At 61.9% G+C, this 20,953-nt stretch carries 21 protein-coding genes; 10 read left to right on the top strand and 11 right to left on the bottom strand.

From position 1 onward, the window contains the following. Positions 1–14: 14 nt before the first annotated feature. The 3 genes from nqrF to nqrM are packed head-to-tail and all read left to right on the top strand — an operon-like array spanning position 15 to position 2,518. Complete coding sequence (gene nqrF, locus ACB031_RS12610) at positions 15–1,238, top strand: NADH:ubiquinone reductase (Na(+)-transporting) subunit F (protein ID WP_005303535.1); 1,224 nt, start codon at positions 15–17, stop codon at positions 1,236–1,238. Positions 1,239–1,241: 3 nt separating this feature from the next. Continuing rightward, positions 1,242–2,282: an FAD:protein FMN transferase ApbE gene (locus tag ACB031_RS12605; protein WP_005303533.1), complete on the top strand. Its 1,041-nt coding sequence runs from the start codon at positions 1,242–1,244 to the stop codon at positions 2,280–2,282. 11 nt (positions 2,283–2,293) lie between these two features. After that, complete coding sequence (nqrM, locus tag ACB031_RS12600; protein ID WP_005303529.1) at positions 2,294–2,518, top strand: (Na+)-NQR maturation NqrM; 225 nt, start codon at positions 2,294–2,296, stop codon at positions 2,516–2,518. A 78-nt stretch (positions 2,519–2,596) separates the two neighbouring features. Here the strand turns inward: nqrM and ACB031_RS12595 are convergent, their stop codons facing one another. Beyond that, positions 2,597–2,818: a hypothetical protein gene (locus ACB031_RS12595; protein ID WP_017779834.1), complete on the bottom strand. Its 222-nt coding sequence runs from the start codon at positions 2,816–2,818 to the stop codon at positions 2,597–2,599. 131 nt (positions 2,819–2,949) lie between these two features. Here ACB031_RS12595 and dinB point away from each other — a divergent pair, with 131 nt between their 5' ends. The 6 genes from dinB to rlmM all read left to right on the top strand — a co-directional run bounded on the left by dinB (position 2,950) and on the right by rlmM (position 9,551). After that, complete coding sequence (dinB, locus tag ACB031_RS12590; protein ID WP_371139663.1) at positions 2,950–4,002, top strand: DNA polymerase IV; 1,053 nt, start codon at positions 2,950–2,952, stop codon at positions 4,000–4,002. A 68-nt stretch (positions 4,003–4,070) separates the two neighbouring features. Then, positions 4,071–6,212, top strand: coding sequence for a methyl-accepting chemotaxis protein (locus ACB031_RS12585; RefSeq protein ID WP_126882376.1), 2,142 nt, complete (start codon positions 4,071–4,073; stop codon positions 6,210–6,212). Positions 6,213–6,495: 283 nt separating this feature from the next. Then, positions 6,496–7,416 carry a transcriptional regulator GcvA gene (locus ACB031_RS12580; RefSeq protein WP_005303519.1) on the top strand — a complete coding sequence of 307 codons (921 nt, stop codon included), beginning with the start codon at positions 6,496–6,498 and terminating at the stop codon, positions 7,414–7,416. Then, positions 7,409–8,047, top strand: a complete 639-nt coding sequence (locus ACB031_RS12575; protein WP_043171104.1) for an alpha/beta fold hydrolase — start codon at positions 7,409–7,411, stop codon at positions 8,045–8,047. The genes ACB031_RS12580 and ACB031_RS12575 overlap by 8 nt, the downstream gene beginning before the upstream one ends. Positions 8,048–8,077: 30 nt before the next feature. Further along, the gene (locus ACB031_RS12570; protein WP_043171107.1) at positions 8,078–8,464 is read left to right on the top strand and encodes a DUF423 domain-containing protein; all 387 of its coding nucleotides are present in this window, start codon (positions 8,078–8,080) and stop codon (positions 8,462–8,464) included. Further along, positions 8,457–9,551 (top strand): 23S rRNA (cytidine(2498)-2'-O)-methyltransferase RlmM, encoded by a 1,095-nt coding sequence (gene rlmM, locus ACB031_RS12565; RefSeq protein ID WP_005303513.1) that lies wholly within the window; start codon positions 8,457–8,459, stop codon positions 9,549–9,551. Before ACB031_RS12570 ends, rlmM begins: the two co-directional genes overlap by 8 nt. A gap of 71 nt (positions 9,552–9,622) precedes the next feature. On the opposite strand, the gene ACB031_RS12560 is transcribed toward rlmM, so the two are convergent. The 7 genes from ACB031_RS12560 to queF form a co-directional block, all read right to left on the bottom strand. After that, complete coding sequence (locus tag ACB031_RS12560) at positions 9,623–10,063, bottom strand: hypothetical protein (RefSeq protein ID WP_017764099.1); 441 nt, start codon at positions 10,061–10,063, stop codon at positions 9,623–9,625. Positions 10,064–10,184: 121 nt separating this feature from the next. After that, complete coding sequence (locus ACB031_RS12555; RefSeq protein WP_005303508.1) at positions 10,185–11,192, bottom strand: isocitrate dehydrogenase; 1,008 nt, start codon at positions 11,190–11,192, stop codon at positions 10,185–10,187. Positions 11,193–11,338: 146 nt separating this feature from the next. After that, positions 11,339–12,142 (bottom strand): flap endonuclease Xni, encoded by an 804-nt coding sequence (gene xni / locus ACB031_RS12550; RefSeq protein ID WP_371139662.1) that lies wholly within the window; start codon positions 12,140–12,142, stop codon positions 11,339–11,341. A gap of 129 nt (positions 12,143–12,271) precedes the next feature. Further along, positions 12,272–13,627, bottom strand: a complete 1,356-nt coding sequence (ppnN, locus tag ACB031_RS12545; protein WP_005303505.1) for a nucleotide 5'-monophosphate nucleosidase PpnN — start codon at positions 13,625–13,627, stop codon at positions 12,272–12,274. A 150-nt stretch (positions 13,628–13,777) separates the two neighbouring features. Then, positions 13,778–15,385: a diguanylate cyclase gene (locus ACB031_RS12540; RefSeq protein ID WP_017779839.1), complete on the bottom strand. Its 1,608-nt coding sequence runs from the start codon at positions 15,383–15,385 to the stop codon at positions 13,778–13,780. A 90-nt stretch (positions 15,386–15,475) separates the two neighbouring features. Further along, the gene (locus ACB031_RS12535) at positions 15,476–17,746 is read right to left on the bottom strand and encodes a hypothetical protein (RefSeq protein WP_371139661.1); all 2,271 of its coding nucleotides are present in this window, start codon (positions 17,744–17,746) and stop codon (positions 15,476–15,478) included. A gap of 137 nt (positions 17,747–17,883) precedes the next feature. Next, positions 17,884–18,732 carry an NADPH-dependent 7-cyano-7-deazaguanine reductase QueF gene (gene queF, locus ACB031_RS12530; protein WP_026139024.1) on the bottom strand — a complete coding sequence of 283 codons (849 nt, stop codon included), beginning with the start codon at positions 18,730–18,732 and terminating at the stop codon, positions 17,884–17,886. Between the two features lie 158 nt (positions 18,733–18,890). Here queF and syd point away from each other — a divergent pair, with 158 nt between their 5' ends. Further along, on the top strand, positions 18,891–19,439 hold the full coding sequence (gene syd, locus ACB031_RS12525; protein WP_371139660.1) for a SecY-interacting protein: 549 nt from the start codon (positions 18,891–18,893) through the stop codon (positions 19,437–19,439). A gap of 69 nt (positions 19,440–19,508) precedes the next feature. Here the strand turns inward: syd and ACB031_RS12520 are convergent, their stop codons facing one another. From ACB031_RS12520 to ACB031_RS12510, 3 genes are all read right to left on the bottom strand, one after another. Next, complete coding sequence (locus tag ACB031_RS12520; protein WP_371139659.1) at positions 19,509–20,294, bottom strand: Zn-ribbon-containing protein; 786 nt, start codon at positions 20,292–20,294, stop codon at positions 19,509–19,511. A 3-nt stretch (positions 20,295–20,297) separates the two neighbouring features. After that, entirely contained in the window at positions 20,298–20,594 is a 297-nt protein-coding gene (locus tag ACB031_RS12515; RefSeq protein ID WP_005303492.1) for a DNA-binding protein, read from the bottom strand. Positions 20,595–20,682: 88 nt separating this feature from the next. Further along, positions 20,683–20,919 (bottom strand): DUF2789 domain-containing protein, encoded by a 237-nt coding sequence (locus tag ACB031_RS12510; protein WP_005303490.1) that lies wholly within the window; start codon positions 20,917–20,919, stop codon positions 20,683–20,685. Positions 20,920–20,953 lie beyond the last annotated feature (34 nt).

Below are 20,953 nucleotides of genomic sequence, written 5' to 3'. Positions count from 1 at the left end.
GAAAGGAAATATAGATGGAAATTATTCTGGGTGTGGTCATGTTCACCGTGATCCTGCTGGCCTTGGTGGCAGTCATTCTGTTCGCCAAGTCCAAGCTGGTAACCGCCGGTGACGTGACAATCAGCATCAACGGCGACCCGGCCAAGGCTGTGACCAGCCCGGCGGGTGGCAAGCTGCTCGGCGTGCTGGCCGGCAGCGGTATCTTCGTCTCCTCTGCCTGCGGCGGCGGTGGCTCCTGTGGTCAGTGCAAGGTACGGGTGAAATCCGGCGGCGGCGACATCCTGCCGACCGAGCTGGATCACATCAGCAAGGGCGAAGCCCGTCATGGCGAGCGTCTGGCCTGTCAGGTCACCGTCCGTTCCGACATGGACATCGAGCTTCCGGAAGAGATCTTCGGCGTGAAGAAGTGGGAATGTACCGTCATCTCCAATGACAACAAGGCCACCTTCATCAAGGAGCTCAAGCTGCAGATCCCCGATGGCGAGAGCGTGCCGTTCCGCGCCGGTGGTTATATCCAGATCGAAGCGCCTGCCCACCACGTGCAGTACAAGAACTTCGATATTCCTACCGAATATCGCGGTGACTGGGATCGCTTCAAGATCTTCGAGCTGGAGTCCAAGGTCAACGAGCCGATCATTCGTGCCTACTCCATGGCCAACTATCCGGAAGAGTTCGGCATCATCATGCTGAACGTGCGGATCGCGACCCCGCCGCCCAGCAACTGGACTGCCCCTCCCGGCCAGATGTCCTCCTACATCTTCAGCCTGAAGGCGGGCGACAAGGTGACCATCTCCGGTCCGTTCGGCGAGTTCTTCGCCAAGGACACCGACGCGGAAATGGTGTTCATCGGTGGTGGTGCCGGTATGGCGCCGATGCGTTCCCACATCTTCGATCAGCTGCGCCGTCTGAAGACCAAGCGCAAGATGAGCTTCTGGTACGGTGCCCGTTCCAAGCGCGAGATGTTCTATGTCGAAGACTTCGACATGCTGCAGGCCGAGAACGACAACTTCCAGTGGCACGTCGCCCTGTCCGATCCGCAACCGGAAGACAACTGGGACGGCTACACCGGCTTCATCCACAACGTGCTGTTCGAGAACTATCTCAAGAACCACGAGGCGCCGGAAGATTGCGAGTTCTACATGTGCGGTCCTCCCGTGATGAACGCTGCCGTCATCAACATGCTGAAAAACCTCGGCGTTGAAGACGAGAACATCCTGCTGGATGACTTTGGTGGTTAATCAATGCACAGTGTTGTAAAGACCTGGCTAGCCTTCGGGCTAGCCTTTTTCTTGACTGGGTGCGGTCAGGAACAAACGGTCCAATCGAAGCCGGAAATTCACATCACCGGCAGCACCATGGGTACCTACTATTCCATCAAGGTGGCGGACAACGTCATCACGGATCCCGCCAAGTTCCAGGCCGAAGTCGATGTACTGCTGGAGCGGGTGAACGATCAGATGTCGACCTACCGGCCGGACTCCGAGCTGTCGCGCTTCAACCAGCACCGCAGCTCGACGCCCGTGGTGGTCTCCCGCGATACCGCGCGGGTGGTGACCGAGGCCATTCACATTGGCCGTGAGAGCCGCGGGGCGCTGGACGTCACTGTCGGCCCCTTGGTCAATCTGTGGGGCTTCGGACCCGATGCGCGCCCGACCAAGACGCCGTCTGACGAGCTGATCACCCAGACCCGCCAGAAGACCGGGCTCGGCAATCTGCACGTGATCACCTCCGTCGATGCCGATACCCTGCAAAAGGACATCCCGGATCTCTACGTGGATCTTTCCGCCATTGCCAAGGGCTTTGGCGTCGACAAGGTGGCCGAGTATCTGGAGTCCCTGGGTTCGCGCAACTATCTGGTTGAGATCGGCGGTGAATTGCGGATCAATGGCGTCAACGGCAAGGGTCACCCCTGGCGCGTCGCCATCGAGAAACCGACTGCCAACGCCGGCTCGGTGCAGGAGGTGATAGTGGCGGGCGACAACGGGGTGGCTACCTCGGGCGAGTACCGCAACTATTACGAGCTGGACGGCAAGCGCTTCTCCCACACCATCGATCCCATGACCGGCAAGCCTATCCAGCACCGGATGGTGTCGGTGACCGTGATCCACCCCTCCTGCATGACTGCAGACGGGCTGGCGACCGTGTTCATGGTGCTCGGACCCGAGAAGAGCCTGGCCTACGCCAAGGAGCGGGGGCTGGCCATTTTCGTGATCACCAAGACGGATGAGGGTTTCGAGGAGTCTTACTCCGATGCCTTCAAACAGTATCTGGTTAGAAAATAAGGGGCGGTAACATGCAGATTTTTTTGATCACCTTCGGGGTGTTTCTGGTGGTGGTGGTGGCCATGGCCATCGGCTACATATTCCAGAAGAAGACCATCTCCGGCTCCTGTGGCGGACTTGGCAGCATAGGTATCGAAAAAGAGTGTGATTGCCCGGAACCCTGCGACAACCGCAAGAAGAAGATGGCCAAGGAAGAAGCCCGTCGCAAGATGCTGGCCGAGAACCGGATCATCTGAGCGGGCAGGGGCTCTCGCACCCATGTCGAAAGCAAAACGGGCTGACCCTTGGGTCAGCCCGTTTTTTATGGCGAGCGCTCAGTAGTCGTAGCGCTGGCACTCCTTCTTGTTGAATTCGGCCCGCCAGCGTGCCAGCTCCTCCTGCGTACCCAGCTCGTCCCCCTGTTTGATGGCCTTCTCCAGCGCCTCGATGCGCTCGTGCAACCAGCTGCACTCGGCGGTCGGATTGTCCTTGCCATTGCTCTGCTGCGGCAGCAGCAGGCAGAGCCCTAGGGTCAACCCCGGCCAGACTCCCTTCATCTCATTCTCCTTGTGCGATGGATTATAAATGGTGCCTTAAGAGTCTATGTCGGCCCGTCATTTCATGCCGATGGCAGAAATGGCAGGGCTGGGTTAGCATAGGCAGGTTACCTGTTTATTCGTACAGTGGTATGCGCAAGATCATTCACATCGACATGGACTGCTTCTATGCCGCGGTAGAGATGCGGGACAACCCGGCCCTGCGCGAGGTACCGCTGGCCATCGGCGGCTCGGCGGACAGGCGCGGTGTCATCTCGACCTGCAACTATGTGGCGCGCCGCTTCGGGGTGCGCTCCGCCATGCCGAGCGCCTTGGCACGCAAGCTCTGCCCGCCGCTGGTGCTCATTCCCGGCCGGATGGCGGTCTACAAGGAGGTCTCCCGCCAGCTGCGGGCCATCTTTCTGCGCTACACCGAGCAGGTGGAGCCGCTCTCCCTCGATGAGGCCTATCTTGACGTGACGATGAGCCCCTGCTGTGGCGGCAGTGCCACCCTGATGGCCCGCGAGATCCGCGCTGCGATCAACGCCGAGCTGGGGCTGACCGCCTCGGCGGGGGTTGCGCCGAACAAGTTTCTGGCCAAGCTCGCCTCCGAGCAGCGCAAGCCGGACGGCCTGTTCGTGATCCGCCCGCAGGAGGTGGATGAGTTCGTGCGCCAGCTGCCGCTTGGCAAGTTGCCCGGCATCGGTCGCAAGACTGCGGATCGGCTGGAGTCGCTCGGCCTTTACTCCTGCGAAGATGCCCGCCAGCTCGGCAACGAGGAGCTGATCGCCCGTTTCGGCAAGCTCGGGGAGATGCTGGCCGGGCGGATCTGGGGCCACGACGAGCAGCCGGTGCAGGCCCAGCGGGTGCGCAAGACCATAGGGGTGGAGACGACGCTCGCCAGCGACGTGCTGGATGAGGCCGCCTGCTGGCAGGTGCTCAGCCAGCTCATCCCCGAGCTGGAGCAGCGTTTCTCGGTCAGCCACGGTAAGGAGCAGTTGATGGGGCAGGGGATCAAGCTCAAGTTTGCCGATTTCCAGCAGACCACCGTCTACCGGCGCGGGGGTTACCAGCCGGAGCGGTTTCACGATCTGTTGCACGAAGGTTTGCTGCGGGCACAGGGCAAACCCATTCGGCTACTGGGATTGGTGGTCGGCCTGCCCGCGGCCGGCGAAGTGAACCAACTTGCCCTGGATTTAGCGTGATAAGGTTAAGTTTTTGTTTCTAAAACCGATACACTGATCACATCAGTATGAAGCTAGGAAATGGTGGCATGAGTTCTCTTTCTGTTCAGGGGCGGATCACCCTGATCGCCGGTTGTTGTTTGTTGGCCAGTGCCGGTGCCCTGGTGGCCTCTTCTCTCTTCAGTGCTGCCAACATGCAGGATCAGGTGCTGACTTCTACCACGGCGGAAGCCCAGAGTGCGGCCGAAAACTGGATGAAGGCGATGGGCTCGGAGCAGGCGGCCAAGGTGACCAGTTATCTGGACGAGGCCTACTTCCGGGCAACCCTGCTGGGCCAGGGGATCCTGTTCCAGCGCAAGAATGCGGCCGACAATTTCGGCTCCTCCGAATCACTGCGTACCGCCGTCAACCAGCAACTGCATGATGCGGCAGCCTCCTCCGATCACCTGCTCGGCGTCTATGCTGTGTTCGAGCCGGACCAGCTCGACGGCGAAGACAGCAACTACCACGGCTCCAGCGCGCTGGGCTCCAACGATCAGGGGCGTTTCTCCACCTACTGGGCGCGGGTCGACGGCAAGATTGAACCCGAGGTGCAGGACGAATCCGTGCTGGCGGACGAGAGCCCGACCGCGGCCGGCGGGGTGGAGAACGAGTGGTATCGCTGCAGCATTCGCAGCAAGGCCCTCTGTCTGCTGGAGCCTTATCTGGACGATGTGGGGTCGCAGAAGGTATTGATGACCTCGGTGACCGTGCCTCTGCTGGAGCAAGACAAGCTGCTCGGCATGGTCGGGGTCGATATCTCGCTGACCGCGCTGCAGAGCCTGGTCAAGGAGATGGATCAGGAACTCTATGAGGGGCAGGGCAAGGTGCTGCTGGTGAGCAGCCAGGGCCGTGTCGCCGGGGTGGACGGTTTCGACGTCACCTTGGGCAGTCCGCTCGGTCAGCAGTATCAGACCCTGACGGCCGCCTTGCAGGGCTGGCTGGGCCAGGGGCAGGTGGCCAGTCGCTGGAGTCCGGACGGCAACCTGCTGCAGACCTTCGTACCGGTCAAGATGCGCGGTACGGAACAGAAATGGGGCATCTACATCGAGCTGCCGCGCAGCGTGGTGCTCGCCTCAGCCCTTCAACTGCAGGAGGATCTCTCCGGCCAGGCCAGCCGCAGCGTGATGACCCAGCTGCTCATCGGTGGCCTCATCTCGGCGGTGGCGCTGATCTGCATCTGGCTGATGGCCCATCAGATAGTGGCCCCCATCCGCGCCGTGGTGGCCCGTCTCAAGGACATTGCCAGCGGCGAGGGGGATCTCACCCAGCGCATCGAGCTGCGCCGTGACGACGAGATTGGCGAGCTGGCCAAGTGGTTCAACAGCTTCTTGAACAAGCTGCAGAGTACCATCAGCCAGGTCATAGATACCGTTGCCGGCACCCGGGCCAGCGCGGAGCAGGCGGCCAGCGTCGCCGAGCGCACTAGTGCCGGCATGCAGGCTCAGTATCAGGAGGTGGACCTGGTGGCGACCGCGTTCGAGGAGTTGAGCGCTACCGCCCTGCAGGTGGCCAGCAACGCCAACTCGGCGGTGGCCGCTGCCAACGAGGCCGACACGGCGGCGCAGGAGGGCAAGTACGTGGTGGCCGACACCCAGGAGGCGATGCGCAAGCTGATGGCTGTGATCAGCGATGCCAAGCCGGTGGTGGAGCACCTGTCAGCCAACAGCGAGAACATCAACGACATCCTGGTGGTGATCCAGGGGATCGCCGAGCAGACCAACCTGCTGGCGCTCAACGCCGCCATCGAGGCGGCGCGGGCCGGCGAGCAGGGGCGCGGTTTTGCGGTGGTGGCGGACGAGGTGCGCAATCTGGCGGGCCGCACCCAGAACGCCATCGTCGAGATCCAGACCCTCATCGGCCAGCTGCAGTCCGGCACCGAGGCGGTGGTGAAGGCGATCATGACAGGCCACGGCCAGGCGGATCTGACGCTGACCAAGGTCGATCTGTCGGTCAGCGTGCTGGAGCAGATCATCCACGCGGTCGGCACCATACATCAGATGAACGAGCAGATCGCGAGGGCGGCGCAGGAGCAGAGCGGGGTGGCGGACGAGATCAATCGCAACGTCAGCAACATTCGCGATGTGAGCCACACCATCCGGGCCGAGGCGGCCAGCTCCGCCGAAAATGGTCGCGAGCTGTCGGCGCTGGCCGACAAGCAGCAGCAACTGGTGGGGCAGTTCAAGGTATAGGGATAAGAAAAAAGGCGCCTTCCAACCGGAGGCGCCAAACACATTCAGATGACAGACTGGGTTAAATCGGTCCGATTTAAGCCCCTCTTCCCGCAGAGGAAGAAACACAACACCACAATCGCACTCCAGAGACTCACAAAAATCACATGTAAACCAACATGGAAGAGAAAAAGTGAGCCATATGGCAACGGATTGCGAAGCGAATTATGTTTATTCACTGGTCGACCCGCAACCGACAAATTATAATGCGGCCCATTAGAAAAACTCATCGTCGGCTGGTCTCATGTCTCGTCGTTTACCCCCGCTCAACGCACTGAAAGCGTTTGAAGCCGCGGCTCGTCATTTAAGCTTCACCCGCGCTGCGGAGGAGCTGTTCGTGACCCAGGCCGCCATCAGTCACCAGATCAAGGCGCTGGAAGAGTACCTCGGTATCAAGCTGTTTCGCCGCAAGAACCGTTCTCTGTTGCTGACCGAGGAGGGGCAGGGCTACTTCCTCGATATCAAGGACATCTTCACCTCCATCTCGGAGGCAACCGACAAGTTGCTGGCCCGCAGCGCCAAGGGCGCGCTCACCGTTTCTCTGCAGCCGAGCTTCGCCATCCAGTGGCTGGTGCCGCGGCTGGTCAAGTTCAGCGAACGTCATCCCGACATCGACGTGCGGATCAAGGCGGTGGACATGGATGAGGGCTCGCTCACCGACGACGTGGACGTGGCCATCTACTACGGACGCGGCAACTGGCCCGGCCTGCGGGCCGACAAGCTGCACACCGAGTATCTGATCCCGGTCTGTTCACCGCTGCTGCTGACTGGTCCCAAGCCGCTGCGCACCCCGGACGATCTGACCCGCCACACCCTGCTGCACGACACCTCGCGTCGCGACTGGAAGGCCTGGTTTCGCCAGCTCGACATCGATGCCCCCAACGTCAACCAGGGGCCCATCTTCAGCCACTCCACCATGGTGATCCAGGCTGCCATTCACGGCCAGGGGGTGGCCCTTGGTCACAGCGTGCTGGCCCAGCCAGAGATAGAGGCAGGCCGCCTCATCTGTCCGTTCGAGCAGGTGCTGGTGAGCAAGAACGCCTTCTATCTGGTGTGCCAGGAGCAGCAGTCCGATCAGGGCAAGATAGTCGCCTTCCGCGACTGGATGCTGGAACTGGTGGAGCAGGAGGAGGCCCGTCGCCGGGCCCGGCTGGCCGATGCATGAGGTGATCCGGGAGGGGGCTGTTGATGCCCCCGTTCGCATTCTGTTGGCACACGGTGCCGGGGCGGGCATGGAGCACGCCTTTCTGGCCGAGCTGTCGCGGCTGCTGGCCGGGCCCGAGATCGAGGTGGTGCGTTTCAACTTTCCCTACATGAGCAAGCGCGCCCTGGATGGCAAGCGTCGTCCGCCGGACCGGCAGCCCGCCCTGCTCGACCATTGGCGCCAGATGATCAAGGCGTTTGCTCATCCCAGACTGTTTCTGGCGGGCAAATCCATGGGCGGGCGGATGGCGGCTGAACTCTATCAGGAGAGTGAGGACGAGATGAATGCTGCAGGATTGCTCATTCTCGGGTATCCTTTCCACCCCCCGGCCAACCCCGACCGCTGGCGGGGCGAGGTGCTCAAGCAGATCAAGACGCCAACCCTGCTGTTGCAAGGGGAGCGCGATACCTTCGGCACCCGTGCCGAACTGGCTGATTTCCCCTTCTCATCCGCCGTATCGGTCCACTGGCTGACCGATGGTGATCATGGCTTCAAACCGCGCAAGAGCAGCGGTGCGAGCGAGCAGGGCAACCTGCGCCAGGCGGCCGAACGGATCAAGGATTTCATTGCGACCATCCCGGCGCGGGGTTGAGGCTGGCGCGGGACAACAAGGAGGCAAGGGATGCAATTTCATCGACATTGGCTGGTGCTGGCGGGCTTTTTCGGCCTGACGGCGACCATGCTGGGCGCCTATGGTGCCCACGGTCTGGCGGCCACCGGCATCGATCCTTCGCGTCTGGCGGCGTTCAATACCGCCGTGCAGTATCAGTTTTTTCACGCCCTGGCCCTGCTGGTGCTGGGGTGGTGCGGTGTGCGCAGCAAGGTGATCAACCTGGCTGGTTCCGCCTTTGTGCTGGGGATCCTGGGATTCTCCGGCAGTATTTACGCCATGGTGCTGCTTGGCAGCAAGGGCTTGGGGCTCATCACCCCGGCCGGTGGCCTCTGTTTTATGTTGGGATGGGCGGCCCTGATGTGGGCTGGCTGTCGTCTTGGAGGAAAGAATGAATAATCTGCTGCTTTATTGCCGCCCCGGTTTTGAGAAAGAGGCGGCGGCAGAGATCACCGAACGAGCCACTAACATGCAGTGTTATGGCTTTGCCCGGGTCAAGGACGACAGCGGCTACATCATCTTCGAATGCTACGGTGAGGAAGAGGCCGATCTGCTGGCGCGCAAGCTGCCGTTCAAGGAGCTCATTTTCATCCGCCAGATGCTGGTGGTGACCTGCGAGCTCAAGGAGCTGGATCTGGCGGATCGGATCACCCCGATCATCGAGGCGACCCGCGACTACGCCATCTGCGGCGATCTGCGAGTGGAGACGGCCGACACCAACGAGGCGAAGGAGCTCTCCGCCTTCTGCCGCAAATTCACCGTGCCGCTGCGCCAGGCGCTGCGCAGCAACGAGATCCTGACCAAGAAGGAGACCCCAAACCGTCCGGTGTTCCACGCCTTCTTCCTGGCCAACGACCATGTGTTGCTGGGTTACTCCTACTCCTTCAACAACTCCGCCTTCCACATGGGGATCCCGCGTCTGCGCTTCCCTGCCGATGCGCCGAGCCGCTCCAGCCTCAAGCTGGAAGAGGCTTTCTACGTGTTCGTACCGCGGGAAGAGTGGGACGTGCGGCTGCGCTCCGGCATGAAGGCGGTGGATCTCGGTGCTTGCCCGGGCGGCTGGACCTATCAGCTGGTGCGTCGCGACATGATGGTGACCGCGGTGGACAACGGCATGATGGCGCAATCCCTGATGGATACCGGCCAGGTCAAGCATATCCGCGATGATGGCTTTGTCTGGCGTCCCAGCAAGAAGAACATCTACTGGCTGGTGTGTGACATGGTCGACAAGCCGGCGCGGGTGACCCACATGATCGCCGACTGGTTCCGCGAGGGCGATTGCCAGGAAGCCATGTTCAACCTCAAGCTGCCGATGAAGAAGCGCTACGCCGAGGCGGTGCACAACATCCAGGTGTTGCGTGAACTGCTGGCGGAGATCGACGGCGGCTTCATCATTCAGGCCAAGCAGCTCTACCACGATCGCGAAGAGATCACAGTGCACGTCTTCAACAAGTACTGGGTCTCCAAGCTCTCCCCCCAGGAGTGAAGGCTGGCTGACATGGGCTGACAAAAAGGCCGACAACCCCAAGGTTGTCGGCCTTTTTATTCGGCTTGCGTTCAGAAGCGATAGTCAAAACGCAGCGAGGATTCGCCATCGGTAAGCTTGAGCTCGATGTCGAGCGGTATGGTGCGATCGGTCGGGCTGAACTCCAGCTTGACGCCGTTGCTGCGCAGCTTGAGAGAGGTGTTCATGCCGGCGGTCTTGAACTTGATCCTGGGCTTGTGCTGCTCAAAGGAGAGGCTGACGCTCTTCTCGGCGGTCAGGTTGAGCTTCTGATAGGGAGTGACCTGACTGTTGCCATTGCTGTCGGTGACGACATCCATCCCGAAGGAGAGGGGCTTGGGGGCCTTGAGCAGGTCATTGGTATCCAGGGTGGATTGCCAGACCTGGCTGGCCGGCTGGGTGGATGGCGGCAGCTGGGGCCAGGCATTCTCGACCGGTCTGTCTATTGCCATGGCGTTGCTGCTGATGAGCAACAGGGTAACGATAGCGCGCATAATGGATCTCCTTATCCCTTATCTATTGAACATAGTAGCCAATCGACAAAGGGGGGAGCGCGCGGTGAGATAAAACAAAGGGAGCCGAAGCTCCCTTTTTAAATCAACAAGTTGGCACCAATTACAAACGTTCTATGATGGATTGGGTGAACTCGCTGGTGGAGGCGCTGCCCCCCAGATCCCGGGTCACCCGGTCGCCGGATTCGATGGTGGCGCGCACCGCTTCGCGAATGCGCTCGGCCTTGTCCTGCATGCCCAGATACTCCAGCATCTGGATGGAGGCGAGGATCACCGAGGTGGGGTTGGCGATGTTCTTGCCGGCGATGTCCGGGGCAGAGCCGTGCACCGCTTCGAAGATGGCGGCGCCATCACCGATGTTGGCGCCCGGCGCCATGCCGAGGCCGCCGACCAGGCCGGCACACAGATCCGAGAGGATGTCGCCGAACAGGTTGGTGGTGACCATGACGTCGAAGCGCTCCGGGTACATCACCAGGTTCATGCAGGCGGCATCGACGATCATCTCTTCGCTCTGGATGTCCGGGTAGCGGCTGGCCACCTCACGGGCCACTTCCAGGAACAGACCGGAGGTGGACTTGAGGATGTTGGCCTTGTGGATGATGGTGACCTTTCTGCGTCCTTCCTGACGGGCCAGCTCGAAGGCGAACTTGACGATGCGCTCGGCCCCTTCGCGGGTGATGATGCTCATCGCCTCCGCGCTCTGGTTGTCATCGCTGCGCTTCTGACCGGCACCCGAGTACATGCCTTCGGTGTTTTCACGCACCGTGATGATGTCGATGTTGTCGTAACGGCTGCGGGTGCCCTTGAAGGAGAGCACGGGACGCACGTTGGCGTAGAGGTTGAACTTTTTGCGCAGGGAGACGTTGATGGAGGTGAAACCGCCACCGACCGGGGTGGTTAGGGGGCCCTTCAGGGTGACCTTGTTCTTCTCAATCAGGTCGAGTGTGGCCTGGGGCAGCAGCTCGCCGTGTTTCTCCAGCGCCACCAGACCGGCGTCCGCGTATTCGTATTCGAAGTCACAACCGGCGTGGGTCAGGATCTGGATGGCGGATTCGATGATGCTGGGGCCGATGCCGTCGCCCGGGATGACGGTAATTTTTCTTTTTGACATGAGACGTATCCACTTCTAGGGAACAGAGGGGGAGGATTCGGCGGTTTTATACCATTTCTCCACCTAACCCTCCATGTTTCTTTACATTCTATCTGTTTTTGTCAACAGCGAGAGTGAGTCTGGTCATGCTTGGCGAGATAGCGTCATCAGGCATCCAGGGCGGGCGGATAACGGATCTCCCGCAGGTTGAAGCCAAGGGGGATGTCCCGCTGCAGCCGTACCAGTCGCTGGGCCAGCAGGGCCTCATCCTGGTGCTGGCGCAGCTTGAGCAAAGGCTTGGCGGCGTCCTCCTGCTGGCAGGCGGTCAGCATGGCAGACAGATCGCCGTATTGCTGCAGCAACTGGGTGGCAGTCTTGGGGCCGATGCCGGGCACCCCCTTGATGTTGGAGCCACCGATGCCGGTCAGTGCCCAAAAGTCCACCAGCTGGGCCGGGGCTACGCCGTATTGCTGATCGACGAAGGCGGCATCCAGCCAGCGCTTGTTGAAGTAGTCGCGGATCCGGATCTGCGGGCAGATGAGCTGGCAGAAGCCCTTGTCGGTGGAGATGATGGTGGCGCTGGCACCGTGCTGGGCAATGCCGCTGGCCAGGGTGGCGATGAGATCGTCCGCCTCGTCGGTCTGGGAGAGCAGGGCATCGACACCGCACTCCCAGAAGGCATCCTGCAGCTCGTTCAGCCCTTCGCGCAGCTCGGCCGGCATGGGGGTTCGTCCCTCCTTGTAGGCGGGATAGACCTCCTTGCGCCAGCTGTGCACCTCGCCATCGAATACCGCGATGACGTGGGTTGGCTCGCTGCCGGCCAGCAGCTTGCGGCAGGTATTGATGAGGTTGGCACGGGTGGCGATCAACGCCTGGGCCGGAGTCAGCGCCTGCTGAGCCTGCACCGCGTGCAGCCGGCGGATGAGGTTGAGGGCATCGATGATGAGCAGGTGTGGCCTTGGGTTTGACATGGGGCACTCTTGGCAGTCGGAACGCCCCATTGTAACAAACCAGCGGGCTCAATGGGGGATTGATGGCCGAAGGGGAGGCCGCGACAAAAAAGGGGCGCCATGCGCCCCTCGTTTCATCTGTGCTGCCCGTCAGCGCACGATTTCGTAGCAGGGCACATACTGGCTGCCCGGCAGCTTCATGCGCTGCTGTTTGACGAAGCTCTCCAGCAGCTTGTCCATCAGGTGCATCAGCTCCTTGTCGCCATGGATCTTGAACGGACCCTTCTTCTCGATGGCGCGGATGCCCCCTTCCTTGACGTTGCCGGCGACGATGCCGGAGAAGGCACGGCGCAGGTTGGCTGCCAGCAGCTGGGGCGGCTGGTTGCGGTGCAGATCCAGGCTGGCCATGTTGGCGTGATCCGGCTCGAACGGCAGCTGGAACTCCGGCTCGATCTTGAGGGACCAGTTGAAGGAGTAGGCATCCCCTACCGATTTGCGGTATTCGCGGATCTTCGGCATCGCCTCCTTCATCACCCGGGCCACCTCGGGGGCATCGCCGATGATGATGCGGTAGAGGCTGGTGGCCGCCTCCCCCAGGGTCGCCTTGACGAAGTCATCGATGGCGCGGAAGTAGTCGGCACTCTCTTTCGGGCCGGTCAGCACGATGGGCATGGGTTGCCGCTCGTTGGCCGGGTGCATCATGATGCCGAGCAGGTAGAGCAGCTCCTCGGCGGTGCCGACCCCGCCCGGGAAGATGATGATGCCGTGGCCGAGGCGCACGAAGGCCTCCAGCCGCTTCTCGATGTCCGGCAGGATCACCAGCTCGTTGACGATGGGGTTGGGCGGCTCGGCGGCGATGATGGAAGGCTCGGTGAGGCCGATGTAACGGCCGTTGCGCACCCGCTGCTTGGCGTGGCCGACGGCGGCCCCCTTCATCGGGCCCTCCATGGCGCCCGGGCCACAGCCGGTACAGATGTTGAGCTCGCGCAGGCCAAGCTCGCTGCCCACCGCACGGGTGTACTGATACTCGATCTCGTTGATGGAGTGACCGCCCCAGCAGACCACCAGGTTGGGGTCGGCGCCGGGCAGGATCGCCTTGGCGTTGCGCAGGATGGCGAACACTACGTTGGAGATGTGGGTGGAGCTGGTGAGGTTGACCAGCCGGTTCGACTCCAACTGGGTCGACACATAGAGGATGTCGCGCAGCACGGAGAAGAGGTGTTCCTGAATGCCGCGGATGATCTCGCCATCGACGAAGGCGTGCTCGGGGGCGTTGAACAGCTCGAGCTTGACCCCGCGCTCACGCCGGATCACATGAATATCAAAGGATTTGAAGCGCTCCAGTATCTCTTTGGAGCTGTCGGTATGGCTGCCGGAGTTGAGTACCGCCAGCGAGCAGTTGCGAAACAGTTGATAGATATCGCTGGAGGCGGTTTGCTTGAGGCGGTCCACCTCGAGCTGGGACAGCAAGTCCATGCTGCCGACTGGATTGATGTGCGTAATCATATGTTCCCCTTTCACTCGCTTGTTATCGTTGTGCTTTTCCCTGGGGAGAAAACGGGATGCCCTGTGGCATCCCTTGAATTTGATAGTAGTTGCAAGCGGTGGGGCAGGGGAATAGGGGGAAAGTGCGTTTGCTGCTTTTTTAGGCGCTCGTCAAGCCAGATTCACCTGATCCCGACCCGAGTGCTTGGAGCTGTAAAGCGCCTTGTCGGCCCGCTCGAACGCATCCGTGGTGTGGTCTCCCTCCCTGAACAGGGTGGCGCCGATGGAGATGGTGATCTCGACCCTGGCATCCCGAAAGCGGAACGGAATGCTCTTGATGGTCTGGCGCAAGGTTTCCAGTGGTTTCTGGTACTTGTCCGGATTGATGTTCGGCAGCAACACCACGAACTCCTCGCCGCCGAAGCGGGCGATGAAGTCGGTGTCGCGCAGGGCCCCCTGCAGCGCCTTGGCCACTACCTTCAACGCCTTGTCACCGGCCATGTGGCCGTAGTTGTCGTTGATGTTCTTGAAGTGGTCGATGTCGATGATGGCCAGGCACAGCGGGGTGCCGTAGCGCAGCCAGCGCTTGTATTCGAGCTCGAGCCGCTCATCGAGTGCCGCCCGGTTGTGCACCTGGGTCAGGCTGTCGAGGAACAGCTTGTGTTTCTGGATGGTGAGCCGCTTCTTGTACTCGGCGGTCTCCTCCTTCATCAGCCGCAGCTTGGCCTCCATGGTGGAGAGCCGGGTCAGCAGGTGGCGTTCGCGGGCGGCCATGGCCTCCCTGTCTTGCAGCAGCAGGCTGATGGCGCCCATGTGGCCTGAGATGGCCTCCTTGAGGTCGCCCAGGGTGTCATGGCTGGCCAGGGTATGGTCGATGGCTTTGAGCTCCTGGTCGATGGCCTTGCGGGTATCCAGGGTGGCACTTTGCAGGGCCCGCCCCTCGTCGAGGGATTCGGTGAAGCTGAAGTGGACGGCCGAGAGGCTCTCGTTGAGGGTGCTGAGAAACGCCTGGGAGGCTTTGCGCTCCTCGCGGGTGCCCTCGATGATGAGCTCGATCACCTGCAGGCAAATCTCGGCCAGCAGGGGAGGGGTGATGCCATTGAGCAGCTGGCGGCGAATGTCCGCCAGGCTCTCGCCCACCGCACCGGCAAAGTCGAGCTCGGTGATGAGCCGCTGCAGCTCGTCGGCGATGTGGGCGTGGATCTTGACGTCAAAGGGGGCATCCGGCTCAGGGGCGGCCAGATCGGTGACCACCTCAGGCTGACTGCTCTGGGCCAGCAGGGGCTGGCTGGGCAGCAGCTGGATCTTGATGGCCTGCTGGTAGAACTCCAGCAGCCGGATCACCTTCTTCTGGTGATCGCCGATGCCATAGCCATCCGGGCTCGCCAGAAACTCCTTGAGGGATTTGCGGGTATCTTCCGGGAAGCCCTTGATGGCCTTGAGTTGCTTGGAGCCGAGTTCGATGGCGGACTTGGTCAGGGAGATGGACTCTTCCAGCGCGTTGCCGTGCTGCTGCAGCAGCTTCTCGATGATGGCGAGATCGGCGTCGAGGGAGGAGAGCGGCGGGTTGCCGTCGAGTTTTTGCTTGAGCTTGGCGAGCTTGTTGTCCAGCTCCCGGTCGTGACCGCGGCAGGCCTGCATCAGCTTGGCGATGAACTGGATGCTGCGGGCGCGCTCGGTATCGGAGAAGGAGACAATGCCGTCCAGCTCCAGCTGTTTTTGCTGAAGGGATTCCCTGAGTCTGGCCAGTTGTCCGGCTACGGCAGCGATATCATTCATTATTCAGGTCGCCCTGTTGTCATTATCGTTGTTGTGTTGGATAGCAACAGCGGTCGAACCCAGTTCCAGACCCAGTTGATTATCTATTCGTCACTGATCAACCGGCACTCTCTTCCGTGAAAGTTGAAGCCAATTAACCCATTGCTTTTCATGAGAAGAATTTACTTTTACCAGTCCCTTGTCAATTGCCATCAAGCAGCATTGCCACACATCCCCATTAAAAAATGCGGCCTGCTGGCAATCGATGGCAGCCAGCTCCAACCAGACGCTTTGCTGGGATTTTTCACTGAGCTGAATGGCTCCTGCCAGCGCCAGATAGCAGAGGTCGAACAGCCCGTGATGATCGAGGGCGGTGGCCGCCTTGGGCAGGAAGGGGTGGCTGACGATGCCAAGGCTGATGTGGCGATCGAGCGGATGCTGGCAAGGGAACTCGGCCAGTGCGGCGAGCAGCTCGCGGGCCAGCCGGTGCAGATCCTCCACATGACGCTGGGGCACCACATAGAGCAGATGACCCTCGCGCAGGTCGTAGATGCGGCCATCCTGCGGGGTGAGGCCGTTGACGTAGGCACCGAAGGCCTGCTCTATCTCGCGGCTCACCTGGTAGCCGTGCTGCTCCAGGCTGTTGACCAGGAAGGGGACCCGAAACAGCAGGTAGTGCAGCTTGTCGTCAAATTCGCTGCTGGGCAGCTCGCTCAGATACCAGCGCTCGGAGCGCTGCTGGCGCTTGGCCATCTCCCGCGGCCAGCGGCTCATCAGTCGCTGCCAGTTGGCCAGCCCGGTGCGCGGCTCGAGCAGCAGCGCCTCGCCCAGCTGCTTGCCCTGCAGGCGGGCGACCCGCAACTTGAGCCAGAGGGTGAAGAAGAGGTAGATGAACAGGGTCAGCAGCAGGCCGGTTATCACGCTCGACCAGAGGTAGCGATCCTGTTGATGCTTGCTGGTGCTGAGTTGCTGCTCCAGCTCCTTGATCTGCTGTTCACGCTCTACCTGGGCGTAGTTGTCGCGGATCGCCTCCTGCTCCAGATCGACCTGCTGCTGGCGGACCTGCTCGCTGCGCTGGTGGAAATTCTTGTAGCTCTCCAGCGCCTGCTGCAGATAGCCCTTCTGCTCGTAGGCGGCCGAGAGCAGGCGGAAGATCTCGAACTGGCGCTGGGTGTCGCCGATCTGGTTGGCCAGCGCCAGCGCGTTCTCCAGCTGCAGGATGGCGATGCCCGCCTCCTTCTGCTTGAGGTGCAGCTCGCCCAGCAGCAGCAAGGTGTCGATCAGCGGCTCCTTGTCATCCCCCAGCTCGTGGGACTGGCGGGCCGCGGTGAGGTAGTTGCGGGCCAGGGTCAGGTTGCCGGTTTCCAGATAGGTTTTGCCGATTTCGTACTTGAGGTTGGCGATGCGGGTACGGTTGTTGCCCTCGTCCAGCAAATCCAGGGCGTTGAAGAAGTAGACCAGCGCCATGTTCATCTCGCCCTGCTCCCGGTTGAGGCGGGCCAGCACGATGAGGGCGTCGCTCAGCAGGGAGGGGTTGCCGAGGGCGTGGAAGTAGTTGGCTGCCTCATTGGCATATTGCAGCGCCTTCTGCGGCTCCTGCTCCTCTTCATAGAGGTTCACTATCTGGTTCGACAGCAGGCCGAGGAAGAGGGGATCCTGCAGGCCCCTGGCCTGCTGCTGGGCGTCGATGTAGTCGCCCAGCGAGAGCTGCGGCTGCTTGAGGGCGTGGTAGAGATCACCGCTCACCGCGCTGACCCAGGCGCTGGCCAGCGGGTTCTTGGTCTGATCCGCCCAGCGGCGGGCTTCGGCCAGCTGGCGTTTGGCCTCGTCGAACTGGTGCGCCTCTATGCTGGCATTGGTGCGCAGCAGCCGGCTGTAAACCTGCAGCTGGCTCTCTTTCAGGCTGGGGGTGCTGAGCAGGGTCTCCAGCTGGTCGAGCAGGCCGCTGCTGGCACCGTGGGAGCGTTCCAGCAGGTTCTGGCTGCGGATCTTGAGGTAGAGGCCGTGGGCCTGCAGCTCCAGCTGCTGCTCCTTGGCCGCCATGGCTATGCCCTGATCGAGGGACTTCTGGGCGGCCTGGAACTGGCCCAACTGCAGCAGGCACTCCCCCTTGAGCAGGTGGGCACCGGTGGCATGGGCGGCGGTGCCATAGCTCAACAGCGGCTCACGGTAGCCGTACTCCTGGCGATTGCTGATGATTTGCTTGGGATTATTGGCCGTGCGCGCAAGGAAGGCGGAGGTGATCTGCACGCATCTGGCAGGATCGGTCAGCACCAGGGTCTGGGCCTGTTGCAGATCGATGGACAACTGCTCCTTGGCCAGATCCAGATCAGGAGCGGACAGGGAGGACATCATCATTGCCAGAAAAAACAGTTGATTCATTGGATTAAGGGCAGCACGGGAGTGAGGGCATGTTATCCAAGCCCGCCCCCGTGCGTCCAGAGTTTACTGACAGATTGCGCGCCAGCCCCGTTATCCGGGCGCTGGCGGCGCAGAGCGGCGGGGGCAGGGCCTGCGGATTATTGCCGGATCAGGCGCAGGTTGGCCGGCACCACTTCCCAGTCGCTGCGAAACGGGTTGATGTCCAGGCCGCCGCGGCGGGTGTAGCGGGCGTAGACGGTCAGCTGGCTCGGTGCGCAGAAGTGCTTGAGATCGGTGAAGATCCGCTCGATGCACTGCTCGTGGAACTCGTTGTGCTGGCGAAACGAGATGAGGTAGCGCAGCAGTTTTTCCCGGTCCAGCTGCGGGCCGCGATAGTGGATCACCACGGAGCCCCAGTCCGGCTGGCTGGTCACCAGGCAGTTGGACTTGAGCAGGTGGCTGTGCAGGGTCTCCTCCACCTCCAGGCTGCCGGCCGCGCCTTGCAGCAGGTCGGCATCGAACTCGTAGCGGTCCACCTCGATATCCTGCTCGTCGATGCACTCGCCCGGCAGGGCGGCAATGTGGTGTGGTGCCTGGGCCAGCGGAAACAGGGTGACGCTCACATCGCTGCCGGCACAGGCGCTCAAATCCTTGACCAGCATGGCCTGCACCGCTTCCAGCGAGTCGCAGCGGGTCTGGTTGAAGGAGTTGAGATAGAGCTTGAACGACTTGGATTCGATGAGGTTCGCGCTGGTGGCAGGCACCGAGACTTCGCCGACGGCGACCATGGGCTTGCCTTTGGCATTGAGCCAGGAGAGCTCGTACAGGGTCCAGACGTCGCAGCCCTGGAACGGCAGCTCGCCGCCAAGACCAAGGTCGTCGCGGTTCAGACTGCGGGGCACCGGCTGCAGCAGGGCCGGGGTGTACTGGCTGATGTAGGCCGATTGCTGGCCCAGGCTCAGCCCCTGCAGGGCGCTGGCGCCGGCGTATCTATCTTGTTTGCTCATCTGTGTGACTCGAACGTTGAATGGGCGATGGCAGAGGCATGGGCCCCGCTTGGGGTGGCAAGGCGGGGAGTGCCGGCTGGCGATCCGCGCTTCACCTTGTCTGCTCATGGCTTTGATGGTGCAATAGCGGACTTTGGCAGCAATTGTGGGGAATTTCGATGTCGGATCAAGTCTTGTCTGCCCTGGAACACTTTTTTTTGCGCTGGCAGCGCGACGGCGAGGCGAGGCGAGGGCTGCCCCTGTGCGAGTGGGAGGCGGACTGGCGCTCCCCCTGCGAGCTGGATGAACCCAAAGAAGGTCGGGTCGCCTGGCGCCCGCATCGGCGCACCGAGCCCGCCGATTTCACGGCGATGAACGAGGCGCTCGAGCTGACCCTGCACCCGGCCGCGCAGGCCCTGTTTGGTGGCTGGTTCAGCCGCCCTGTGCCCTGCCTCTACAAGGGGCTGCGGCTCGAGTTTGTGCTGCCTTGGAACGAGGCGGATCTCGACCTGCTCAAGGAGAACCTTATCGGCCACCTGCTGATGCTGCGCAAGTTGAAGCGCAGCCCCTCCCTGTTCATCGCCACCACCCGCAACGAGATGACGCTGGTATCGCTCGACAACGAGAGTGGTCAGGTGTGGCTGGAGTGGCTCGACTCGGGCCGCCGGTTGGTGCTGGCGCCTTCATTGCCGGTGTTTCTCGAGCGGCTGGAGACCCTGCCGCAATAAGTGGCGTCAGCCACAATGAAAAACGCCTTGCCAACCGGCAAGGCGTTTTTGTTTGGTTCACCGCCGGACTCAGTCCTTGAAATCCCAGGAGAGGTTGGCGACCAGCCGGCAGGGATCGCACTTGAAGTCGAAGATCTCGTGCAAGGGCTCGGCCAGCGCCCATTCGCCGCCACAGCCCGGACAGGGGCGAGTCTTCTCCTCGGCCGCACTGCGGCCGCCCACCCGGTAGAGGTAGTAGTAGGTGGGGATGCCGGTCAGGGCTTCCAGCCGCTTGCCGAGATCGCTGCCACGGCGATGGAGCCGGCTGCCCACCTCACCGATTTCGTGCAGCGCCGCATGTTCGGCGATGGAGCCGTTCATCTGCAGCTGATCGCACGCCTCCCAATCCTCCTGCCACTTGATGATCTGCTTGTGGTCGCCGTTGGCGACGGCCGGCAGCCGATAGAGCGGGATGGGGGCGAAGTGATCGCCGCAGCGCAGCGGCGAGCAGGTGTGCAGGAAGCTGGTATAGAGCAGCATCCAGCTGGGGCGCTTGCCATCATGGCCGCAGGGGTCGGTGCTGTCAGAGAGCAAGTCTGCCCCCTGCAGGTGGAGTTTGGGGGCGAGCAGCCCGGCCCGGTGCAGGCCCTGTTCCGCCAGCTTGACCTGCTCGCTCTGATTGTCGGGGTGCAGGCTGTCCTGCTCCGGGCAGACCACCCGGCTGACGAAGTAGCCGTCGTGCATGCTGGTGGGGAACTCCCGGCCGAGGATCTGGCCCTGATAGCGCAGCATGTCGAGGTAGTTGACGATGGCTCGCTCGGCCTCGCCCAGCGAGGTGTCACGATAGCACTCAAAGCAGAGTTCGAGGATGTACATGGTTCACGACTTCCCCTGCTGGAGCAGCAGTTCGGTCAGCCGATCCACTTTGCGTTCGAGACGTTCGAGCCGTTCGGCAAGCTGCAGCAGGGTAGGCTCGGCGGCGGGAGCGGGGGCTTCCTGCGCCGGGCTGGCGACTTCCGGGGCGGCTGCGGGTTGCTGCTTCCACTGGCTCAGCACTTTGAGCAGCTCGGCCATGGGAACGGGCTGGCCGAGGCGGGCCTTGACCATGGCGGTGGTGGGGGCGATGCCCTTGGCCGCCAGTTCATTGGCGATGCGGATGATCTCTTGGGCTGACATGAGTGCTCCTGCACGGCATGGGGATATTGGGGCTGGACGGGGCACAGAGCTTAACCAAAGCGCGGGAGACTGAAAAGCGGGAAGCGGGTCAATCGTGCCGGCGCAGCAGTACGTCCAGCTCGTCGATGGTTTCCGACCAGTCCGAATCGTTCCACAGGGCATCGCGCAGAAAATTGGCCTGGGCACTGGTCCAGAAGGGGGCTTCCGGCAGCAGGGTCTGGTTGTCGAGGCGGTGCTCGTGAATGAAGCGGTGCAGGCTCAGCTCGTCGTTGGCCAGCCCCAGCTGGGCAAACAGGGCGGCCAGATCGTGGGTCAGGAACTCCATCTCATCTCTCCGAAAAGACATTCCAGAACAGTAT

The organism is Aeromonas sp. S8(2024) (assembly GCF_041403085.1).
GTDB classification, from domain to species: Bacteria; Pseudomonadota; Gammaproteobacteria; order Enterobacterales; family Aeromonadaceae; genus Aeromonas; species Aeromonas dhakensis.
Note: the sequence above shows the minus strand (reverse complement) of the source record. Positions and strands in the feature narration are given on the sequence as shown.

Bases quoted from the DNA above. Each gene is read 5' to 3' on its own strand.
- nqrF (WP_005303535.1), top strand. From the start codon at position 15: ATGGAAATTATTCTGGGTGTGGTCATGTTCACCGTGATCCTGCTGGCC.
- ACB031_RS12605 (WP_005303533.1), top strand. From the start codon at position 1,242: ATGCACAGTGTTGTAAAGACCTGGCTAGCCTTCGGGCTAGCCTTTTTC.
- nqrM (WP_005303529.1), top strand. From the start codon at position 2,294: ATGCAGATTTTTTTGATCACCTTCGGGGTGTTTCTGGTGGTGGTGGTG.
- ACB031_RS12595 (WP_017779834.1), bottom strand. From the start codon at position 2,818: ATGAAGGGAGTCTGGCCGGGGTTGACCCTAGGGCTCTGCCTGCTGCTG.
- dinB (WP_371139663.1), top strand. From the start codon at position 2,950: ATGCGCAAGATCATTCACATCGACATGGACTGCTTCTATGCCGCGGTA.
- ACB031_RS12585 (WP_126882376.1), top strand. From the start codon at position 4,071: ATGAGTTCTCTTTCTGTTCAGGGGCGGATCACCCTGATCGCCGGTTGT.
- ACB031_RS12580 (WP_005303519.1), top strand. From the start codon at position 6,496: ATGTCTCGTCGTTTACCCCCGCTCAACGCACTGAAAGCGTTTGAAGCC.
- ACB031_RS12575 (WP_043171104.1), top strand. From the start codon at position 7,409: ATGCATGAGGTGATCCGGGAGGGGGCTGTTGATGCCCCCGTTCGCATT.
- ACB031_RS12570 (WP_043171107.1), top strand. From the start codon at position 8,078: ATGCAATTTCATCGACATTGGCTGGTGCTGGCGGGCTTTTTCGGCCTG.
- rlmM (WP_005303513.1), top strand. From the start codon at position 8,457: ATGAATAATCTGCTGCTTTATTGCCGCCCCGGTTTTGAGAAAGAGGCG.
- ACB031_RS12560 (WP_017764099.1), bottom strand. From the start codon at position 10,063: ATGCGCGCTATCGTTACCCTGTTGCTCATCAGCAGCAACGCCATGGCA.
- ACB031_RS12555 (WP_005303508.1), bottom strand. From the start codon at position 11,192: ATGTCAAAAAGAAAAATTACCGTCATCCCGGGCGACGGCATCGGCCCC.
- xni (WP_371139662.1), bottom strand. From the start codon at position 12,142: ATGTCAAACCCAAGGCCACACCTGCTCATCATCGATGCCCTCAACCTC.
- ppnN (WP_005303505.1), bottom strand. From the start codon at position 13,627: ATGATTACGCACATCAATCCAGTCGGCAGCATGGACTTGCTGTCCCAG.
- ACB031_RS12540 (WP_017779839.1), bottom strand. From the start codon at position 15,385: ATGAATGATATCGCTGCCGTAGCCGGACAACTGGCCAGACTCAGGGAA.
- ACB031_RS12535 (WP_371139661.1), bottom strand. From the start codon at position 17,746: ATGAATCAACTGTTTTTTCTGGCAATGATGATGTCCTCCCTGTCCGCT.
- queF (WP_026139024.1), bottom strand. From the start codon at position 18,732: ATGAGCAAACAAGATAGATACGCCGGCGCCAGCGCCCTGCAGGGGCTG.
- syd (WP_371139660.1), top strand. From the start codon at position 18,891: ATGTCGGATCAAGTCTTGTCTGCCCTGGAACACTTTTTTTTGCGCTGG.
- ACB031_RS12520 (WP_371139659.1), bottom strand. From the start codon at position 20,294: ATGTACATCCTCGAACTCTGCTTTGAGTGCTATCGTGACACCTCGCTG.
- ACB031_RS12515 (WP_005303492.1), bottom strand. From the start codon at position 20,594: ATGTCAGCCCAAGAGATCATCCGCATCGCCAATGAACTGGCGGCCAAG.
- ACB031_RS12510 (WP_005303490.1), bottom strand. From the start codon at position 20,919: ATGGAGTTCCTGACCCACGATCTGGCCGCCCTGTTTGCCCAGCTGGGG.